Genomic DNA, 16,191 nt, shown 5'->3' with positions numbered 1-16,191 from the left:
CCTGACTCTCCGCGCTCACGCCGGGGTGCAGCAGACGGTTTCGGAACTACCGCGGCCGTCCGTGCCGCAGCAGTCCTGCACCACCTCGGCACCGTCCTGTCCGGCGAACTCGGGCGCGGTGCCGAAGGACTCCGAATCGGCCAGTACCGTGTAGATCTCCCACCGCTGCTCACCGGGCCCGCTCACCCACACCTTGTCCTGCGTCGCGAAACAACACGTCGTCGCGATCTGCTCTTCGGTGAACAACCCCGCCTCCGACATCCGGGCGATCTCGGCGTGCACCTGCTCCGAGGACTCGACCTCGACACCGAGGTGATTCAGACTGCCACCATGGCCGGGGTTCTCGATGAGCACCAGTTTCAGTGGCGGTTCGGCGACCGCGAAATTGGCGTAGCCGGGTTTGCGTTTGGCCGGTTCGGTGCCGAACAGCGTCGAGTAGAACCCGACCGCGGCCTCCAGATCGTCGACGTTGAGGGCGAGCTGTATTCGGGACATCATGATCACCACCTGTGTGACATATATCGAATTACTGACGGCGGCCAGTGTGCCACCTTTTCGACATAAGTCAATAAGTGCGGGTAGGATTGCTCGCATGCCGAAAGCGCTACCGGTCATCGACACCACCGCACCCGTCTGCTGCGCCCCCGTCGCCGCCGGCCCGATCGGCGACGACGCAGCGCTGCATATCGCCCTGCGTTTGAAAGCCCTCGCCGACCCGGTCCGGGTCAAGCTCATATCGCTGCTGCTGTCCGACCCCGATACCGGCCGCACCGGTGGCGACCTCGCCGCGACGGTCGAGCTATCGGAATCGACCGTCAGCCATCACCTCACCCAACTCCGCAAGGCCGGGTTCATCGACTCCGAACGCCACGGTATGAGCGTGCTCCACCGGGCCCGCCGAGACGCCCTGACCGCACTGTGTACCGTGCTGGACCCCACCTGCTGCCGCTGAGGACGTCGACGAGCGCGCCGGCGAACCGATCGAGCGCACCCGGAGCCGCGAGTACGGCCGTGTAGCGCGATCACCTGCCGGATGGCCGGAGAACCGATCGAAGTGCTGTTCTCACGGTTCGGGTACGTGGAAGTGCTCGTCCCGCATCCGGAATGCTTCGCGAGTTCCGTGTTCGGCGCGAGTCTTGACGAAGTTGAACTCCCCGGGCGCGAACTGCAGGTTGGTCCCGAACGCGTGGAACAGATAGCTCGCGACCTCCTCACCCTGATACGCCTGGCTCTGCTCGACCAGCCGGAACGCCTCTTTTGCGATGACGACACCGTCGGCGGGCATCTTGGCGGCCTTCTCGGCCCAGTAGCGCGCCCGCGCGGTGACCTCCGCGGCGGCGCAGGTTTCGGTGAACACCCCGAGCTGTTCGACCTCCGCCGCCTCGATGATGTCACCGGTGAGCAGCAGGCGGCGCGCGAGCACCGGGCCGAGGCGGTGGAAGAACATATGCAGGCTGCCGAGCGCGGGGCCGAGGAACCGGGTGGCCGGCATCCCGATCCGGGTGTCGCGGGCGATGACCGAGATATCGGTCATGAGCGCCATTTCGAATCCGCCGCCCAGGGCGTAGCCGCTGATCTCGCCCACGGTGACCTTCGGATAGCCCATCAGATTGTGGTAGAAACCGAACGATTTGCGGTCGACGGTCAGCCGCCGCCGCTGACTGGGCCGGCTCTTCGCCGGTTTTCCGTTTCCGCGCGCCCCGTACCAGCCGTAGGCATTGTTCATATCCGCGCCGGTACTGAAGACGCCCTCTGCGCCACGCAACAGCACCACGGTGATGTCGTCGTCCTCGGCGGCGCGGTCGAGGTGACGGGCCAGCTCGTCGCGCATGGCGGCGTCGTAGGAATTGCGCCGCGCGGGATTGTCGAGGGTGACGGTGGCGATCCGGCCGGCGGGATCCACCTCGTAGCGGACTCGGCCGGGCGTGGCGCTCGAGCTGGTCATCAGTGTTCCTCTTCTCTTCACGGAGATCTCGTGGTCTCGGGCACCGGGTGTCCGCGGATCAGTCGAGCGCGCGCCGGCGCCCGAACCGGGCGCCGGTCAGCTTCGCGGCGGAAGCGGCGACAGTGTCCACCTCGCCCGTGCACAGCAGCAGGTCGTCGCGGAACAACCTGGCGATGGATCGGATACCGGTGGCATGTTGTTCTCGTTCGATATCGAAACGCAGTTCGACCAGGATCGGGGTGGGGCGCCGGTAGGTGACCGTCAGCGCGCGCGTTTTTCCCGTCACCCCGGCCGCGCAGCTCTGGTGCTGGACCACCGCGTCGAAGAAGACCGCGAGGAAGCCGCCGTGCACGAGCCCCGGCGGGCCTTCGTGGACGAGCGGAAAGGTGATCCGCCCCGAGGCCGTCGCGGGACCGAGCCGATCGAATCGATACTCCGGAAAGCACGGGTTGAACGCCCCGATATCGAATGCGTGGTCCAGATATACGCGCTGGCTATCGGCCGGGGACTCCCCTACCCGGGGTGCGAGATCGGGCGGTGCCGCCGCGGCCAGCTCGTGTTCCCATCCGGCGAGTTGTTCGAGCATCGGCGCCACGGCCGGATGCGGATGTTCCAGCGAGATGAGCAGCCCCGCGATCCGGCGTAGCGCACCGGCCGCGGCGACGGTCTCGGCCAGGGGCTTCTCGCCGAAACGTATCGGGGACACGGCAGCCCCCGGGGCGGGTACCTCGTTCACGGCCAACGCACCTCTTCCTTACCATCTAGTCTCCCGCAAACCTTGGCAGAAGCTCAACGGTATTGTCTACTGTATCTAAATCAGTATCTATCGCGCACCTGCCCGCCCCAGGAGGGAACCATGCCGTTCGACACCATCGGCTACGACGTCGACGGACATACGGCCACCATCACGCTGAACCGCCCCGACGCCCTCAACGCGCTCAGCCCGCATATGATCACCGAACTGCGCACGGCCTACGACGAGGCCGAGAACGACGAGCAGGTGTGGACGCTGATCGTCACCGGCGCCGGGCGCGCGTTCTGCACCGGCGCCGATGTGAAGGCCATCCCCGGCGACGGCAAAGTGATCAACGAGCGGCCGTACCTGTCCACCTACGAACAGTGGGAAGCGCCCCAGGAGGGCACACCGCCGTTCCGCTCCATGACCAAGCCGGTGATCACCGCGGTCAACGGGCTGTGCTGCGGGGCGGGCCTCGACTGGGTGACCACCGGCGATATCGTCATCGCCTCGGACCGGGCGACCTTCTTCGACCCCCACGTCAGCATCGGGCTGGTCGCCGGCCGGGAGGTCGTGCGGCTGGCCCGGGTGTTGCCGCGCACGGTGGCGCTGCGGGTGGCCCTGATGGGCAAGCACGAGCGGATGACCGCCCGGCGTGCCTACGAACTGGGCATGATCACCGAGATCGTCGAGCACGACGGGCTGCTCGAACGCGCTCGCGAGATCGCCGATATCGTCAACTCGAACGCGCCCCTCGCGGTCCGGGGTACCCGCCTGGCCATCGTCAAAGGCGCGAATATCCCGCTACACGAGGCGGAGATGCTCGCCGAATCGTTCCGGGAACGGGTCACCCGCACCGAGGACGCGCTCGAGGGGCCGAAGGCCTTCATCGAGAAGCGCAAGCCCGAATGGCAATGCCGATGAGCGCCGGGGCGGCCGACGGCGCGTCCTCGCTGCGCGCCGATACCGGCGAATTCGAGACGATACTGCTGACCGTCGACCCCGCCGACCATGTCGCGACGCTCACCTTGAACCGGCCGCAGCGGCTCAACGCCTTCGACCGGACCATGTGCGAGGAGATCGCGCGGGCCTGGCAGCTGGTCAAACTCGACGATCGCGTCCATGCCGTCGTCCTGCGCGCGGCCGGCGACCGCGCGTTCAGCGCCGGCCTCGATATCAAGGTCCCCTACGGGCAGCCCGCGAGCGTCTGGCATCACGACGACCCCGGCGAGGCGCTCAGCCCGAAATGGCAGAAGATGTGGAAACCGGTCGTCTGCGCCGTGCACGGGATGTGCACCGCCGGGGCGTTCTATTTCGTCAACGAATCCGATGTGGTGCTCTGCTCCGAGGACGCGACCTTCTTCGACTCCCATGTCTCCGCCGGCCTGGTCTCGGCGCTGGAACCGGTGGGGCTCATGCGCCGTGTCGGCCTCGGGGAAACCCTGCGGATGGCTTTGATGGGCAACGACGAGCGGGTCGGCGCCCAGAGCGCGCTGCGGATCGGGATCGTCTCCGAGATCGTCGCTCGGGAGCGGCTGTGGGCCCGCGCCCACGAACTCGCCGCCACCATCGCGGCCAAACCCCCGGCGGCGACCCAGGGAACGGTCAAAGCGATCTGGGAGTCGCTCGACAAGCCCTACCGCACCGCGCTCGACCAGGGCCTCATCTATACCCGGCTCGGCAACCCGATCGGGAAGGCCGAACTGGCCGCCGGCCCCGCGCGCACTCCGCAGGAACCGAGGATCCGCTGATGACCGATACCGGAACAGACCTTCACCCACTGAGCCGCCGGATCGCCGATGTGCTGGCGCTGGCCCCGGATTCGCCCGCCGTCGAGTACGACGAACACTGGTACTCCCGGGGACGGCTCGGCGGGCTGGTGGAACGCCTCCGGAAAGGCATCCGGGCCGGCGGAGACGGCCCGCACCGGGTCGGAATCCTGCTGCGCAACCGGCCCGAGCACGTGGCCGCGTTGCTGGCGGTGCTGGTGGACGGGCACACCCTGGTGGTGATCAATCCGTCCCGCGGTGACGACCGGATCCGCGACGATATCGCGGACCTCCGGCTGCCGGTGCTGATAGGGGCGCCCGATGATCTGGATCTGCTGGTGACGCCCACGCCGGACGCGACCGTCGTCTCGATCCCGGGACCGGACGCGGTACCGGAGGTTCGCGCCGGAGCGAGCGCCGGTCCCGTGCCGGCCTCCGGGCCCGTGGTCGCGGTCCATATGCTCACCAGCGGCACCACGGGTCCGCCGAAGCGGGTGGATATCACCTACGACATGCTCGCCCGCAGCGTGATGGGCCCCGACCCGGCGGCGACCGCCGCACCGGCGCAGCCACGCAAGGGGGTCGCCATCGTGAACGCCCCGCTCGTCCATATCGGTGGCGTGTTCCGGGTGCTGCAATGTCTCACCGAGGCACGGCCGTTCGTGCTCCTGTCCCGGTTCGAGCTGAAGCTGTGGATCCGGGCGGTCCGCGCGCACCGGCCGGGTGCGGTGTCGCTGGTGCCCGCGGCCCTGCGCATGGTGTTGCATTCGGATCTGCGCCGGGAGGATCTCGCCGGAATCCGGGTGGTCACCTCCGGGACGGCGCCGCTGTCCGCCGACGATGCGGACGCGTTCTACGAGAAATTCGGCATTCCTGTCCTGACCTCGTATGCCGCCACCGAATTCGGCGGTGGTGTCGCGGGCTGGTCACTGGCCGACCACGAACGGCATGGGAAGACCAAGCGGGGCAGTGTCGGCCGGGCCACCGGAGGAGCCCGGCTGCGGGTGGTGGACGACGCCGGTCACGCCGTGGAACCCGGCCGGACCGGACTGCTCGAGGTGGTGCCGGGTCAGATGGGTCCGGATACGGGGTGGATCCGGACCACCGATATCGCGCGGATCGATGCCGACGGTTTCCTGTGGATACTGGGCCGCGCGGATCAGGCGATCATCCGTGGCGGATTCAAGATCATCCCCGACGATGTGCGCGGTGCGCTGGAGAGTCACCCCGCGGTACGCGGCGCGGCGGTGGTGGGCCGGCCGGATCCCCGGCTGGGTGAAACACCGGTGGCCCTGGTCGAACTGCGTCCGGGCGCCGGCGCCACCCCCGGCGAACTCACCGAGTACCTGGGCACCCGGCTGGCACGGTACGAGGTGCCGACGCGGATCGCCGTGGTCGGCGATATTCCCCGCACGCCCTCGGGAAAGGCGGATCTGCGTGCGGTCCGGGAGTATTTCGAGTCCGCCGCCGAATCGGTGGACGGCGATCATGTCCGCTGACCCCGACACCCTCTCCCGTGTCCTGCGCCGGCAGGGGCACGAGCGCGGCGATCATCCGCTGCTGATCTGCGACGACGAACGCCTCACCTATGCCGAGGCACAGTCCCGGTCGGCGCGGCTGGCCCGGGCCCTGATCGCGCTGGGAGCGGGCAAGGGCACGCATATCGGGTTGCTGTATCCCAATGGCGCGGATTTCGTGGTCGGGGCCTTCGCGGCAGCCCGGATCGGGGCGGTGGTGGTGCCGTACTCCACCTTCGCCACCGGCCCCGAGATCGAGCGACAGCTGCTCCACAGCGACACCCGGATTCTGCTGGCCACGAACGGGTTTCGTGGACACGATTACGTCTCCCGGCTGTCCGCGATACTGCCCGGTACCGCACTCGGCACCGCGACCGCGCGGGTCTCGGCCCGACTACTGGCACCCGCGATACCGAACCTGCGTCATATCGCCTTCCAGTACGACGGCGAACCACGCGGAAACGAAGCGGGTGAGCTCGAACTGCTCGCCGACAGTGTCGGCGAAGAACTCCTCGCCGCCGTGGAAGACGATGTCGAACCCTGCGACCCGCTCGCCATCGTCTACACCTCCGGTTCCACCGGCAGCCCGAAAGGAGTCGTCCACACCCACGGCGGTCTCCTCGGACATCAGCGCAACCTCAACGACATCCGGCGGCTCACCCCGGAGGACAGGCTGTTCTGCAACTCACCGTTCTTCTGGATCGGCGGTTTCGGTTACGCACTACTCGCCGGCCTGCTGTCCGGGGCGACGCTGCTCTGCTCCAATGCCGCCGACGCCGCGGCCACCCTCGACCTGCTGGAGCGCGAGAAGCCCACGGTCACCAATGGTTTCGCCGCCGGAGTCGCCCATCTGGCCCGTCATCCGAGCTTCCCGGACCGTGATCTCTCCTCGATCCGGCGCGGCAACCTCTACCCGATCATGCCTCCCGGAACCCGGCCGGCCGACCCCGGACTACGCCACAACATGCTCGGAATGACCGAGGCGGGCAGTGTCGTACTGCTCGGCGACGACGAATCCGATCAGCCGGAACACCGCCGCGGATCCTTCGGCAGACCGGCGCCCGGTTTCGATACCCGCGTCGTCGATCCCGATACGGGCGCGGACGTGGTGCCCGGCGAGATCGGTGAGTTGTGTATCCGCGGGCCGTATGTGATGCAGGGCTACTACAAACGCAGCCGGGAGGAATGCTTCGACGCCGACGGCTGGTTCCACACCGGTGACCTGGTCCGGGTCGACCCCGAGGGTTTCGTCTACTTCCTGGGCAGGCGGGGCGCGATGATCAAGACGGGTGGCGCGAACGTCTCTCCCGCAGAGGTGGAGAAGGCGATCGCCGAGGTCACCGGCGCCACCTCCTACGTGATCGGCCTCGACGACCCGGAACGCGGGCAGGTCGTCGCCGCGGTGATGGTGCGCACCGGCGACGACGCGGAATGGGATGAAACCGAACTCCGCACACGGCTCGCGGGTGAGCTGTCGGCCTACAAGATACCGAGGCGGTTCGCCACCCTGCGACCCGACGACGTTCCCCTGCTGTCCAGCGGAAAACTGGATATCCGCCGGCTCCGAGAGGTTTTCGATGTCTGAACATCCGGCCGCCGGAACGACCGTGGACGCCTTGATCCGCCAACGCGCGGAGGACGATCCGCATCGGCTCGCGGTGATCGATCCCCGAAATCGGGTCACCTACCGGGAACTGGAAACCGGCACCCGGCGCGTCGCCGCCGAGCTGGTCGATCGAGGAGTCGCCAAGGGCACGCGGGTGGGGTTGATCGCCCCCAACAGTGCCGGATGGGTCGAGATCGCGCTCGCCGTGACCCGGATCGGCGCGGTCCTGGTGCCCTTGAGTACCCTGCTGAAACCCCCGGAGCTGATCGCCCAGTTGCGGTCCGCATCCGTCGAAGTACTTCTCACCGTCGACGAGTTCCGGGGACACCGCTACCGCGACGCGCTACGGACTGTCCTCGGCGCAGCGCTCGACACCGCCCCGATCCACCACACCGCACTGCCCGCGCTCCGGAACGTGTACTCCCCCGAGGAGATTACCGCGGCGAGGCCGGCACCGGCGGCCGCTGCCGTCGTCGAGGCGCTGACCGGCACCGTCACCGGGGCCGACCCCATGGTCGTCATGTTCACCTCCGGGAGTCGCGGGCTGCCCAAAGGGGTCGTGCATTCCCACGGCAACGCGCTCGCCGCCGTCCGTTCGGGGCTCACGGCCCGATGCATCGATACCGAAACCCGCCTCTACCTGCCCATGCCGTTCTTCTGGGTGGGCGGATTCGGCGGTGGGATCCTGTCCGCGCTCGCCGCCGGAGCGACCCTGGTCACCGAGGAGTCGCCCCGGCCCGACACCACGCTCGACCTCCTTCGACGCGAAAAGGTCACCCTTTTCCGGGGCTGGCCCGACCAGGCCGAAACCCTCGCCCGCGAAGCCGAGCGCACCGGCACCGAGCTACCCGCACTCGCGCCGGGCAGCCTCGACGCCCTGCTGCCGCCCACCCGGCGGGCCCGCCCCGGTGCCCGCGCCAACCTCTTCGGAATGACCGAATCGTTCGGCCCCTACAGCGGCTACCCCGCCGACACCGATATGCCCGCCACCGCGCACGGCAGCTGCGGCCGGCCCTTCGACGGCATCCAGTTACGCATCGCAGACTCCGAGACGGGCATCCCGGTCCCCACCGGCACGGTCGGCGAGATCCAGCTCCGCGGCCCGCATATGCTCCGCGGCATCCACCGACGGTCCCGCGAAGACCTGTTCACCGCCGACGGCTACTACCCCACCGGCGACCTCGGCCACTTCGACGACGACGGATTCCTGTTCTATCAGGGCCGCCGCGACGATATGTTCAAGGTCAACGGCGCGACCGTCTACCCCAGCGAGGTCGAGAAAGCCTTGCGGTCTGTGGACGGCGTACTCGGCGCCCACGTCACCGATATCGATCGCGGAGAAGGCAGGCAGGTCGCGGCCGCGGTGCTCGTGACGGGCGACCCACCGCTGCACCGGTTGTATTCCGCGAGCAAGCAGGTCCTCAGCTCGTTCAAGGTCCCGACCGTCTGGATGCTGCTGCGCTCCGATACCGAAATCCCGCGCGGGTCCACCGGGAAGATCGATATCGCGGCCCTGCGGGAACTGCTGTCGGACCGCGGCGAACTCGTCCGGTCCCGGTCACGCTGAGCCCACCGGCCCGTCCACGACCGGTCCGGCCGCACATCACCCTCCCACGAATACGACAGGCGCACTCCCATGACCACCACACCGGCCATCGCGGATCTACTCGACCACATCGGTTTCCGAAAACTCTCGGACGACTCCGGTGTTATGACCTGGGAACTTCCGGTCGCACCCCATGTGGTCAACACATCGGGCGGACTACAGGGCGGTCTGATCGCCACGCTGGTGGATATCGCCGCGGGCACCGTCGCGCTGGACACGCTCTCCGCAGGCGGAGTAGTCACCTCGGATCTGAGCATCCGCTACTTCCGGGCCGTCACAGGCGGTTCGGCCCGGGCGGTTTCCACGGTCGTGCACTCCGGAAAGCGATCGATCGTCGTCCAGGTCGAGGTGCGCAGCCTTCCCGACGACCGGGTCGCGGCACTGGCGACGGTGAGTTTCGCGATCGTCGGATTCTCCACCCGCGAAACCAGCGTGGGTCAGGAGCCGGGCGGCCTCGGTCCTGCTACGAGGCCGACAGCGCCCCCGACGCCCTGAATTCCTGGCCGGCGCGCGACTACGGCGTCGATGGCGAACGTGATCGCGTACTCGCCCCATCCGACGGTCGGGCCCGATCCCGGCCGAACTCAGCGCACCGTCGACCGACGCGATGCAGTCGGCTATCTCGTCACCGGAAAACCAGCGCCGCTCGAATTCGATACACGACCGATCACCGTATTCCGCCAGGCGACGGGTCAGGTGGGCAGCGAAGGCGGCCCTCGATCAGGGGCAGACGCTGTCACGACCGGCTCCGATCACGATTCGGCGGCGGGCGGCCGGTAGAACAGCAGCAACTGGCCGGCACCCGCCGCCGCCCCCACTCCTGCCGCGATCAGCAGACCCGGCCATCCGGCGAAGCCACCGGTACCGAAGACCAACCGGTCGAGACCGAACCGCCCGGTCCCGACACCTGCCACCGCGATCGCCGCGACAGCGAGGACCAGGTTGTACTCCCAGCCGTTGCCGACAATGAAGAATCCATTACCTCGATGTACAGTCCAACCGGCCACCAGCATGAGAGCGACGAATCCGGCCGCCGCGACCGGGGTGAACAGACCGGCGGCCAGCGCCAGTCCGCATCCGATTTCGGCTCCCGCGGCAACTCGCGCGTGTACTGTGCCCGGTTTCATCCCGATGCTGTCGAACCATGAGGCGGTGCCGGCGATACCGCTCGGCGCCGAGATCTTGTTGTAGCCGTGGGCGGCCATTGTCAGTCCGAGACATAGTCGCAGGATCAACAGGCCGATATCGTATGCGTCCATCACACCCTCACGAGAAGCCGAACGATCGGAGATGGGCCCGATCCAATCTCCCGTACCATATACCGTATTAGTTACAGTAGTGATCAGAGGTGGAGATGGTCAGCAGATCCACCCGTAACGACGACCTGCCGCCGCGACGGCACGCCATTCAGGAGGCCCTCATGACGTCCCCCGCAGCCGAACCGGTCGGCGACGAGGATTTCCGGGAGATCCTCGCCCAGACCCGGAGCTTCGTCCGCACGGTCGTCGTGAAACGGGAGCGTGAGATCGCCGACGAGAACCGGATGCCCGACGAGATCGTCGAACAGGCCAAGGCCATGGGACTGTTCGGTTACGCGATCCCGCAGGAATGGGGCGGGCTCGGCCTGAATCTCGCACAGGATGTCGAGTTGGCGATGGAGTTCGGCTACACCACGCTCGCGCTGCGCTCGATGTTCGGCACCAACAACGGGATCGCCGGGCAGGTGCTGGTCGGATTCGGCACCGAGGAGCAGAAGGCCCGCTGGCTCGAACCCATCGCCTCCGGCGCGGTGGTCGCGTCGTTCGCGCTCACCGAGTCCGGTGCCGGATCCAACCCGGCGTCGCTGAAGACCACCGCCCGCCGTGACGGCGACGGCTGGGTCATCGACGGCGAGAAACGGTTCATCACCAACGCCCCCGTGGCGGATCTGTTCGTGGTCTTCGCGCGTACCCGCCCGGCCGACGACCAGGGTGCGGGTATCGCTGTCTTCCTCGTCCCCGCCACCACGGCGGGCGTCGAGGTCGGACCCAAGGACCGCAAGATGGGACAGGAAGGCGCCTGGACCGCCGAAGTCCGGTTCCAGGACGTGCGAGTCGAGGCCCAGGCACTGGTCGGCGGCAGCGAGGACATCGGCTACCGCGCGGCGATGACCTCACTGGCCCGGGGGCGGGTCCATATCGCCGCGCTCGCCGTCGGTACCGCCCAGCGCGCACTCGACGAATCCGTAGGCTACGCCGCGACCGCCACCCAGGGCGGGACACCGATCGGGGAATTCCAGCTCGTCCAGGCCATGCTCGCCGATATGCAGACCGGAGTCATGGCGGGGCGGGCCCTGGTCCGGGACACGGCCCGGCAGTGGGTGTCGGGCGAGGACCGGCGTCTCGCACCGTCGGCGGCGAAGCTGTACTGCACCGAAATGGCGGGTCGGGTGGCCGATCTCGCGGTCCAGGTGCACGGTGGCACCGGCTATATGCGCGATGTGCCGGTGGAGCGCATCTACCGGGACGTACGGCTGCTCCGGCTCTATGAGGGAACCAGCGAGATCCAGCGGCTGATCATCGGCGGGGGCCTCGTGAAGCGCGCGCGGAAAGCGGGCGGCCCGGGACACTGAGCCCCTCGGCGGCGGGCTCTGTCGACGTGATCATCGGACCGCCGGCGATCCTGTCCCAGGGGGAACCGAACGGCGGACCAGCACCCGCGTGGTGCTGCCGTCTTCCTCGGCGATATCCCGTACCGGCCGGAAGCCGATTCTGTCCAGCACCCGCAGTGAGGCTTCGTTCGGTGCGGCCACCGTGGCATATACCTCGGTCAGCCCGAGTGCGTCGAAACCGTAGGAGACCAGCACCCCCGCGAGTTCGGTTCCGAGGCCCGCTCCCCAGACCGCCGGCGTCAGCGCGTAGATGATCTCGTGGCCGCCGGCGAGCTCGCTCGGTTTGATCTCCGCGTGCCCGATCACGAGTCCGTGCCGGCGGACCGCCCAGACGTCGAACATTTCGCGGGCGTAGACGTCGGAGAAGAGCCGCCCGAACAGTGCCCGGTCCGCGGCTTCGGTAGCAGGTCCGTCACCCATCCACCGTGACACCCGGGTGTCCTGGAACAGCGCGACGAAATCGTCCTCGTCCTCGGGCCGGTACGGTTCCAGGAGCAGCCGTTCGGTTCGCAGCGCCGGGGTCACCACGGCGATCCTCGCTCGATCCGCGCGGCGAGTCCGGGTAGGTCCACCGCGCCAGTCGTATCGGCCGTCACGACCGGCGAGAGTCCCAGCGGGGCGGCCTGTTCCGCCCAGGTTTCCCAGTCGTGTTCGAGGTGCCGGTCGTCCTGGTGGATCGCCGCCCGCCGCCGACCCGCATAGCGGGTCCGCGCGAGTTCGGCGGGAACATCGCACCAGACCTCCACCACCCGACCGGCGTTCGCCCGGACGATTCCGGCCCTGGCGAACCGGCCGTCACGCGGCTTGAACCACCACGAATCGACAACCACGGGGCCGGGGGTCGCGCGGGCCAGCGACCACACCGCGTCCATTGCGATCCCGCCCAGCGCGCCGGCGTCGGTCCGGTCGTCGACGCATGCCGCCAGCACCTCCTTGACCGCGTCCTTCGACAGGAACACCGCCCCCAACTCCGCCGCCAGCGGCCGGCCGAGCGTCGTCTTTCCCGAGCCCGGCAGCCCGTTGACCAGCACCAGAAGTTTCTTCACATGATCATCATGACGAACGATCCCGATGTTGCTCCCGGGATTGCGCGAGTATCGGCAGCCGGAGGGCCGACATCACATCCACGGAAACCCTCAGGACTCGCCGACGACCTGCTCCCGCGCCCAGCGGTAATCCGCCTTGCCGGCCGGACTGCGCACGATCTCGGGGCGGAACACCACCGCTTTCGGAAGTTTGTACCGGGCGATGGATTCGGCGGCATGCGCGACCAGTTCGTCGAAACCGGCCGACGCGCCCGCCACCAGCTCGACCACAGCCACCACCTCCTGGCCCCAGCGTTCACTGGGCCGGCCCACCACCAGCACGTCCGCGACGGCCGGATGCGAGGAAATCGCGACCTCCACCTCTTCGGCGAAGATCTTCTCGCCGCCGGAGTTGATGGTGACCGCGTCGCGGCCGAGTAGTTCCACGGCTCCGTCGGCCAGGTGCCGGGCGCGGTCGCCCGGCAGTACATACCGCACACCGTCGATCACCGGGAAGGTCGCCGCGGTTTTGGCGGGGTCGCCCTTGTAGCCCAGCGGGGTGAACCGGCGCTGCGCGAGCCAGCCGATGCCGTCGTGACCGGCCTCCAGCACCGATCCGAAATCTTCGGACACCACCCGGGTATCGGCGCCCGCCGCGAATTTCCCGGTGGAGACGAAACCCGCCGCCGAGACATGATGCATCTGCATACCGGTCTCGGAGGAACCGACACCGTCGAGTACGGCCAGACCCGGTACGGTCGCTATCCACCGTTCTTTCATCGCCGGGCTGAGCACCGCACCGCCGTTGGCCAGCGCCACCAGCGACGAGGTGTCCGCGACGCCGGATTCCACCGCGGCCAGCAACGGGCGGGCCATAGCATCGCCGACCACGATGGCCACGGAGACCTTCTCCCGTTCGATGGCGTGGGTGATGGCTCCGGCGTCGATATGGTCGGTGACGGGCGACAGCACGATTGTCTGCCCGGTGGTCATCGCGGTCATCAACGCCCACTGGGCGGCACCGTGGATCAGCGGCGGGATCAGCATCAGTTTGATGCCCGGGTTGGCCGCTACCCGCTCCGCGATCTCGTCGAGCGAGCCGACCGTCGCGCCGCTGTTCGCGTCGCGACCCCCGCACGCGCCCATATAGATATCGTGCTGACGCCAGAGCACACCTTTCGGCATGCCGGTGGTGCCGCCGGTATACAGCACATAGAGGTCATCGGGAGAGGGCCGCACCGGCAGTGGATCCGGTTCGTTCGCCGCGAGCACGGTTTCGTAGTCGACGGCGCCCGGGAGTAGTGCGTTGCCGGAGGAATCGGCGATCTGGATCAGCACCCGCAATCCGGGGAGTTCCGGCAGCACCTCGGCGAGAGTGGGCGCGAACGCCGCGTGGTAGACCAGCGCTGTAGCCCCCGAATCCGCCAGTAGATACTGCAGTTCGCTCTTGACGTACCGGTAGTTGACGTTGAAGGGCGCCACCCGCGAACGAAACGCGCCGAGCATGCTCTCGAGGTATTCGGGTCCGTTGTGGGCGTAGATTCCGAGCAGATCCTGGCCGACCTCGTGACCGGCCAGCGCCTGTCGTTCGGTGTGACAGCCCAGGCCCTGGGCGTGCAGATAGGTGGCCAGCCGCCGCGATCGCTCGGCGATCTGCGCGTAGGTCCGGCGCCGCTCGCCCTGGATGATCAACTCCCGGTCCGGGACCACAGCGGCGGCGGCATCGGTGGCGGAGACGAGCGTGAACGCCGGTTCGGTTCCGGGCTGGGGCTGAGACAACGTGACTCCTTCGTCTGGTGCGCGGCCGGATCGGATCCGGGCAATTCCGAGGGCCGGTCGGGGACAGCGGTTACGGGTTCGGTGCGCACCGCCCGGCGCCCACCCGACGTCCCAATCTCCGATGGGTGCGTCGGCGCACGAGCTGCAACGCGAGATCGACGACCCGGCCCGTCAACCGGTGAAAGGGCGGTGCGGCCAGACTGGTGATCGGCACCGGGAGGTCGGTTCCCACCACGGTGCGGTGGTGGCTGAACGTATCGAAGCCGGCTTTTCCGTGATACGCGCCCATTCCGCTGTCGCCGACCCCGCCGAACGGCGCGTCGTCGGGAAACATATGGATCGCGAATTCGTTGCGGGCCACGCCGCCGCTCCGGGTCCGGGCCAGGAAGGCGCGGAAGTCGGCGCGGTCCGGGCCGTACCAGTAGGCGACCAGTGGAGCGGGATGCCGGTTGATGTAGTCGACGGCCTCGTGGAGTTCCCGGTACGGCAGTATCGACAGGACCGGCCCGAAAACCTCCTCGGTGGCGATCGCCATCTCGTCGGTGACGTCCCGGACGATGGTCGGCGCGATCTTGCGAGTAGCCGGATCGGGCAGCGATTCGCCCGCGGGACCGATCTCGCACACCCGGGCCCCACGCGTACGCGCGTCGTCGATCAAACCGATGATCCGCTCGAAGTTCGCGGGATTCACCACGGCGGTGTAATCGGGATTGCCGAGGATTTCGGGAAACATCCGGCGCCAGGCAGCGCCCAGTTCGTCGGTGAAGGTATCGATCCGATCGTGCGGAACCAGGACGTAGTCGGGGCAGACGCACACTTGGCCGCCGTTGACCATCCGGGCCCGCGCGATCCGGTCCGCCGCCCGCGCGATATCGGCGTCGCGCGCCACCACTACCGGGTTCTTCCCTCCCAGTTCCAGGGTGACCGGGACGAGGTTCTTCGCCGCGGCACTCTGAACCAGCCGCCCCACCCGGGTCGATCCGGTGAAGAACAGGTGGTCGAACGGCAACTCGGTGAACGCGGCGCCCACCTCGGGCCCACCGGTGATCACCGCGAGTTCGGATTCGTCGAAATAGTCGCCGGCCAGCGAACGAGTGAGCTCGGCAGTATGCGCGGTGATCTCCGACATCTTGATCATGACGCGGTTCCCCGCCGCGAAGGCGGTGGCGGCGGGCAGGATCACGAGATTGAGCGGGAAATTCCAGGGCCCGACGATACCGACCACCCCCAGCGGCGAAGGCTGAACTTCCGCACGGATCCCGTACAGGCGGGCGAGCCGGTTCGGGCGAACCGGCCGCATCCACGTGCGGGTCCGGGAACGCGCGTACTCGATAGCGGTCAGCATGCCGGTGATCTCGGCGAACAACGTCCCGGTCCGCGAACGGGTACCGAAATCCCGGGTGAGGGCGTCGACGTAGGCGTCGGTGTGGTCGAGCACCATCGCGAGCAGGCGGTCGATGCGGTCTCGGCGGATTTCCAGGCTCGGCGGGCCCTCCCGCCGATAGGCTCGACGCTGAGTTTCCAGCACGGCGGAGAGGTCGATATCCATGATTCTTCT

16 protein-coding genes are annotated in these 16,191 nt (G+C 68.0%); 8 read left to right on the top strand and 8 right to left on the bottom strand.

The window, feature by feature from the left end; genetic code table 11:
* Nucleotides 1-15: 15 nt before the first annotated feature.
* A complete protein-coding gene (locus tag ACZ6SF_RS04800) occupies nt 16-495 on the bottom strand; it encodes an ArsI/CadI family heavy metal resistance metalloenzyme (protein WP_466061341.1) in 480 nt (159 codons plus the stop codon).
* Between the two features lie 97 nt (nt 496-592).
* On the opposite strand from ACZ6SF_RS04800, the gene ACZ6SF_RS04795 reads away from it, so the two are divergent.
* Nucleotides 593-952 (top strand): Rv2640c family ArsR-like transcriptional regulator, encoded by a 360-nt coding sequence (locus tag ACZ6SF_RS04795; RefSeq protein ID WP_466060628.1) that lies wholly within the window; start codon nt 593-595, stop codon nt 950-952.
* Between the two features lie 111 nt (nt 953-1,063).
* Here ACZ6SF_RS04795 and ACZ6SF_RS04790 read toward each other — a convergent pair whose 3' ends face one another.
* Nucleotides 1,064-1,945 carry an enoyl-CoA hydratase/isomerase family protein gene (locus ACZ6SF_RS04790; RefSeq protein WP_466060627.1) on the bottom strand — a complete coding sequence of 294 codons (882 nt, stop codon included), beginning with the start codon at nt 1,943-1,945 and terminating at the stop codon, nt 1,064-1,066.
* 58 nt (nt 1,946-2,003) lie between these two features.
* Nucleotides 2,004-2,681 (bottom strand): hotdog family protein, encoded by a 678-nt coding sequence (locus tag ACZ6SF_RS04785; RefSeq protein ID WP_466060626.1) that lies wholly within the window; start codon nt 2,679-2,681, stop codon nt 2,004-2,006.
* 120 nt (nt 2,682-2,801) lie between these two features.
* Between ACZ6SF_RS04785 and ACZ6SF_RS04780 the strand changes: the two genes are divergently transcribed.
* From ACZ6SF_RS04780 to ACZ6SF_RS04755, 6 genes are all read left to right on the top strand, one after another.
* Entirely contained in the window at nt 2,802-3,605 is an 804-nt protein-coding gene (locus ACZ6SF_RS04780) for an enoyl-CoA hydratase/isomerase family protein (RefSeq protein ID WP_466060625.1), read from the top strand.
* Nucleotides 3,596-4,432 carry an enoyl-CoA hydratase/isomerase family protein gene (locus tag ACZ6SF_RS04775; protein ID WP_466061340.1) on the top strand — a complete coding sequence of 279 codons (837 nt, stop codon included), beginning with the start codon at nt 3,596-3,598 and terminating at the stop codon, nt 4,430-4,432. The genes ACZ6SF_RS04780 and ACZ6SF_RS04775 overlap by 10 nt, the downstream gene beginning before the upstream one ends.
* Complete coding sequence (locus ACZ6SF_RS04770; protein ID WP_466060624.1) at nt 4,432-5,949, top strand: class I adenylate-forming enzyme family protein; 1,518 nt, start codon at nt 4,432-4,434, stop codon at nt 5,947-5,949. Before ACZ6SF_RS04775 ends, ACZ6SF_RS04770 begins: the two co-directional genes overlap by 1 nt.
* A complete protein-coding gene (locus ACZ6SF_RS04765; RefSeq protein WP_466060623.1) occupies nt 5,939-7,552 on the top strand; it encodes a class I adenylate-forming enzyme family protein in 1,614 nt (537 codons plus the stop codon). The genes ACZ6SF_RS04770 and ACZ6SF_RS04765 overlap by 11 nt, the downstream gene beginning before the upstream one ends.
* Nucleotides 7,545-9,140 (top strand): class I adenylate-forming enzyme family protein, encoded by a 1,596-nt coding sequence (locus ACZ6SF_RS04760; protein ID WP_466060622.1) that lies wholly within the window; start codon nt 7,545-7,547, stop codon nt 9,138-9,140. Before ACZ6SF_RS04765 ends, ACZ6SF_RS04760 begins: the two co-directional genes overlap by 8 nt.
* Nucleotides 9,141-9,209: 69 nt before the next feature.
* Complete coding sequence (locus ACZ6SF_RS04755; protein ID WP_466060621.1) at nt 9,210-9,674, top strand: PaaI family thioesterase; 465 nt, start codon at nt 9,210-9,212, stop codon at nt 9,672-9,674.
* Nucleotides 9,675-9,931: 257 nt separating this feature from the next.
* Here ACZ6SF_RS04755 and ACZ6SF_RS04750 read toward each other — a convergent pair whose 3' ends face one another.
* A complete protein-coding gene (locus ACZ6SF_RS04750; protein ID WP_466061339.1) occupies nt 9,932-10,438 on the bottom strand; it encodes a DoxX family protein in 507 nt (168 codons plus the stop codon).
* A 161-nt stretch (nt 10,439-10,599) separates the two neighbouring features.
* Here ACZ6SF_RS04750 and ACZ6SF_RS04745 point away from each other — a divergent pair, with 161 nt between their 5' ends.
* On the top strand, nt 10,600-11,790 hold the full coding sequence (locus tag ACZ6SF_RS04745; protein ID WP_466060620.1) for an acyl-CoA dehydrogenase family protein: 1,191 nt from the start codon (nt 10,600-10,602) through the stop codon (nt 11,788-11,790).
* A gap of 30 nt (nt 11,791-11,820) precedes the next feature.
* Here the strand turns inward: ACZ6SF_RS04745 and ACZ6SF_RS04740 are convergent, their stop codons facing one another.
* From ACZ6SF_RS04740 to ACZ6SF_RS04725, 4 genes are all read right to left on the bottom strand, one after another.
* On the bottom strand, nt 11,821-12,354 hold the full coding sequence (locus ACZ6SF_RS04740) for a GNAT family N-acetyltransferase (RefSeq protein ID WP_466060619.1): 534 nt from the start codon (nt 12,352-12,354) through the stop codon (nt 11,821-11,823).
* Complete coding sequence (locus tag ACZ6SF_RS04735; protein WP_466060618.1) at nt 12,351-12,875, bottom strand: P-loop nucleotide/nucleoside kinase family protein; 525 nt, start codon at nt 12,873-12,875, stop codon at nt 12,351-12,353. The genes ACZ6SF_RS04740 and ACZ6SF_RS04735 overlap by 4 nt, the downstream gene beginning before the upstream one ends.
* Nucleotides 12,876-12,965: 90 nt before the next feature.
* Nucleotides 12,966-14,633: an acyl-CoA synthetase gene (locus tag ACZ6SF_RS04730; protein ID WP_466060617.1), complete on the bottom strand. Its 1,668-nt coding sequence runs from the start codon at nt 14,631-14,633 to the stop codon at nt 12,966-12,968.
* A 70-nt stretch (nt 14,634-14,703) separates the two neighbouring features.
* The gene (locus ACZ6SF_RS04725) at nt 14,704-16,182 is read right to left on the bottom strand and encodes a coniferyl aldehyde dehydrogenase (RefSeq protein WP_466060616.1); all 1,479 of its coding nucleotides are present in this window, start codon (nt 16,180-16,182) and stop codon (nt 14,704-14,706) included.
* Nucleotides 16,183-16,191 lie beyond the last annotated feature (9 nt).

The sequence above is a fragment of the Nocardia sp. NPDC049935 genome (assembly GCF_055586645.1).
This window is presented reverse-complemented; position numbering and strand designations above follow the sequence as displayed.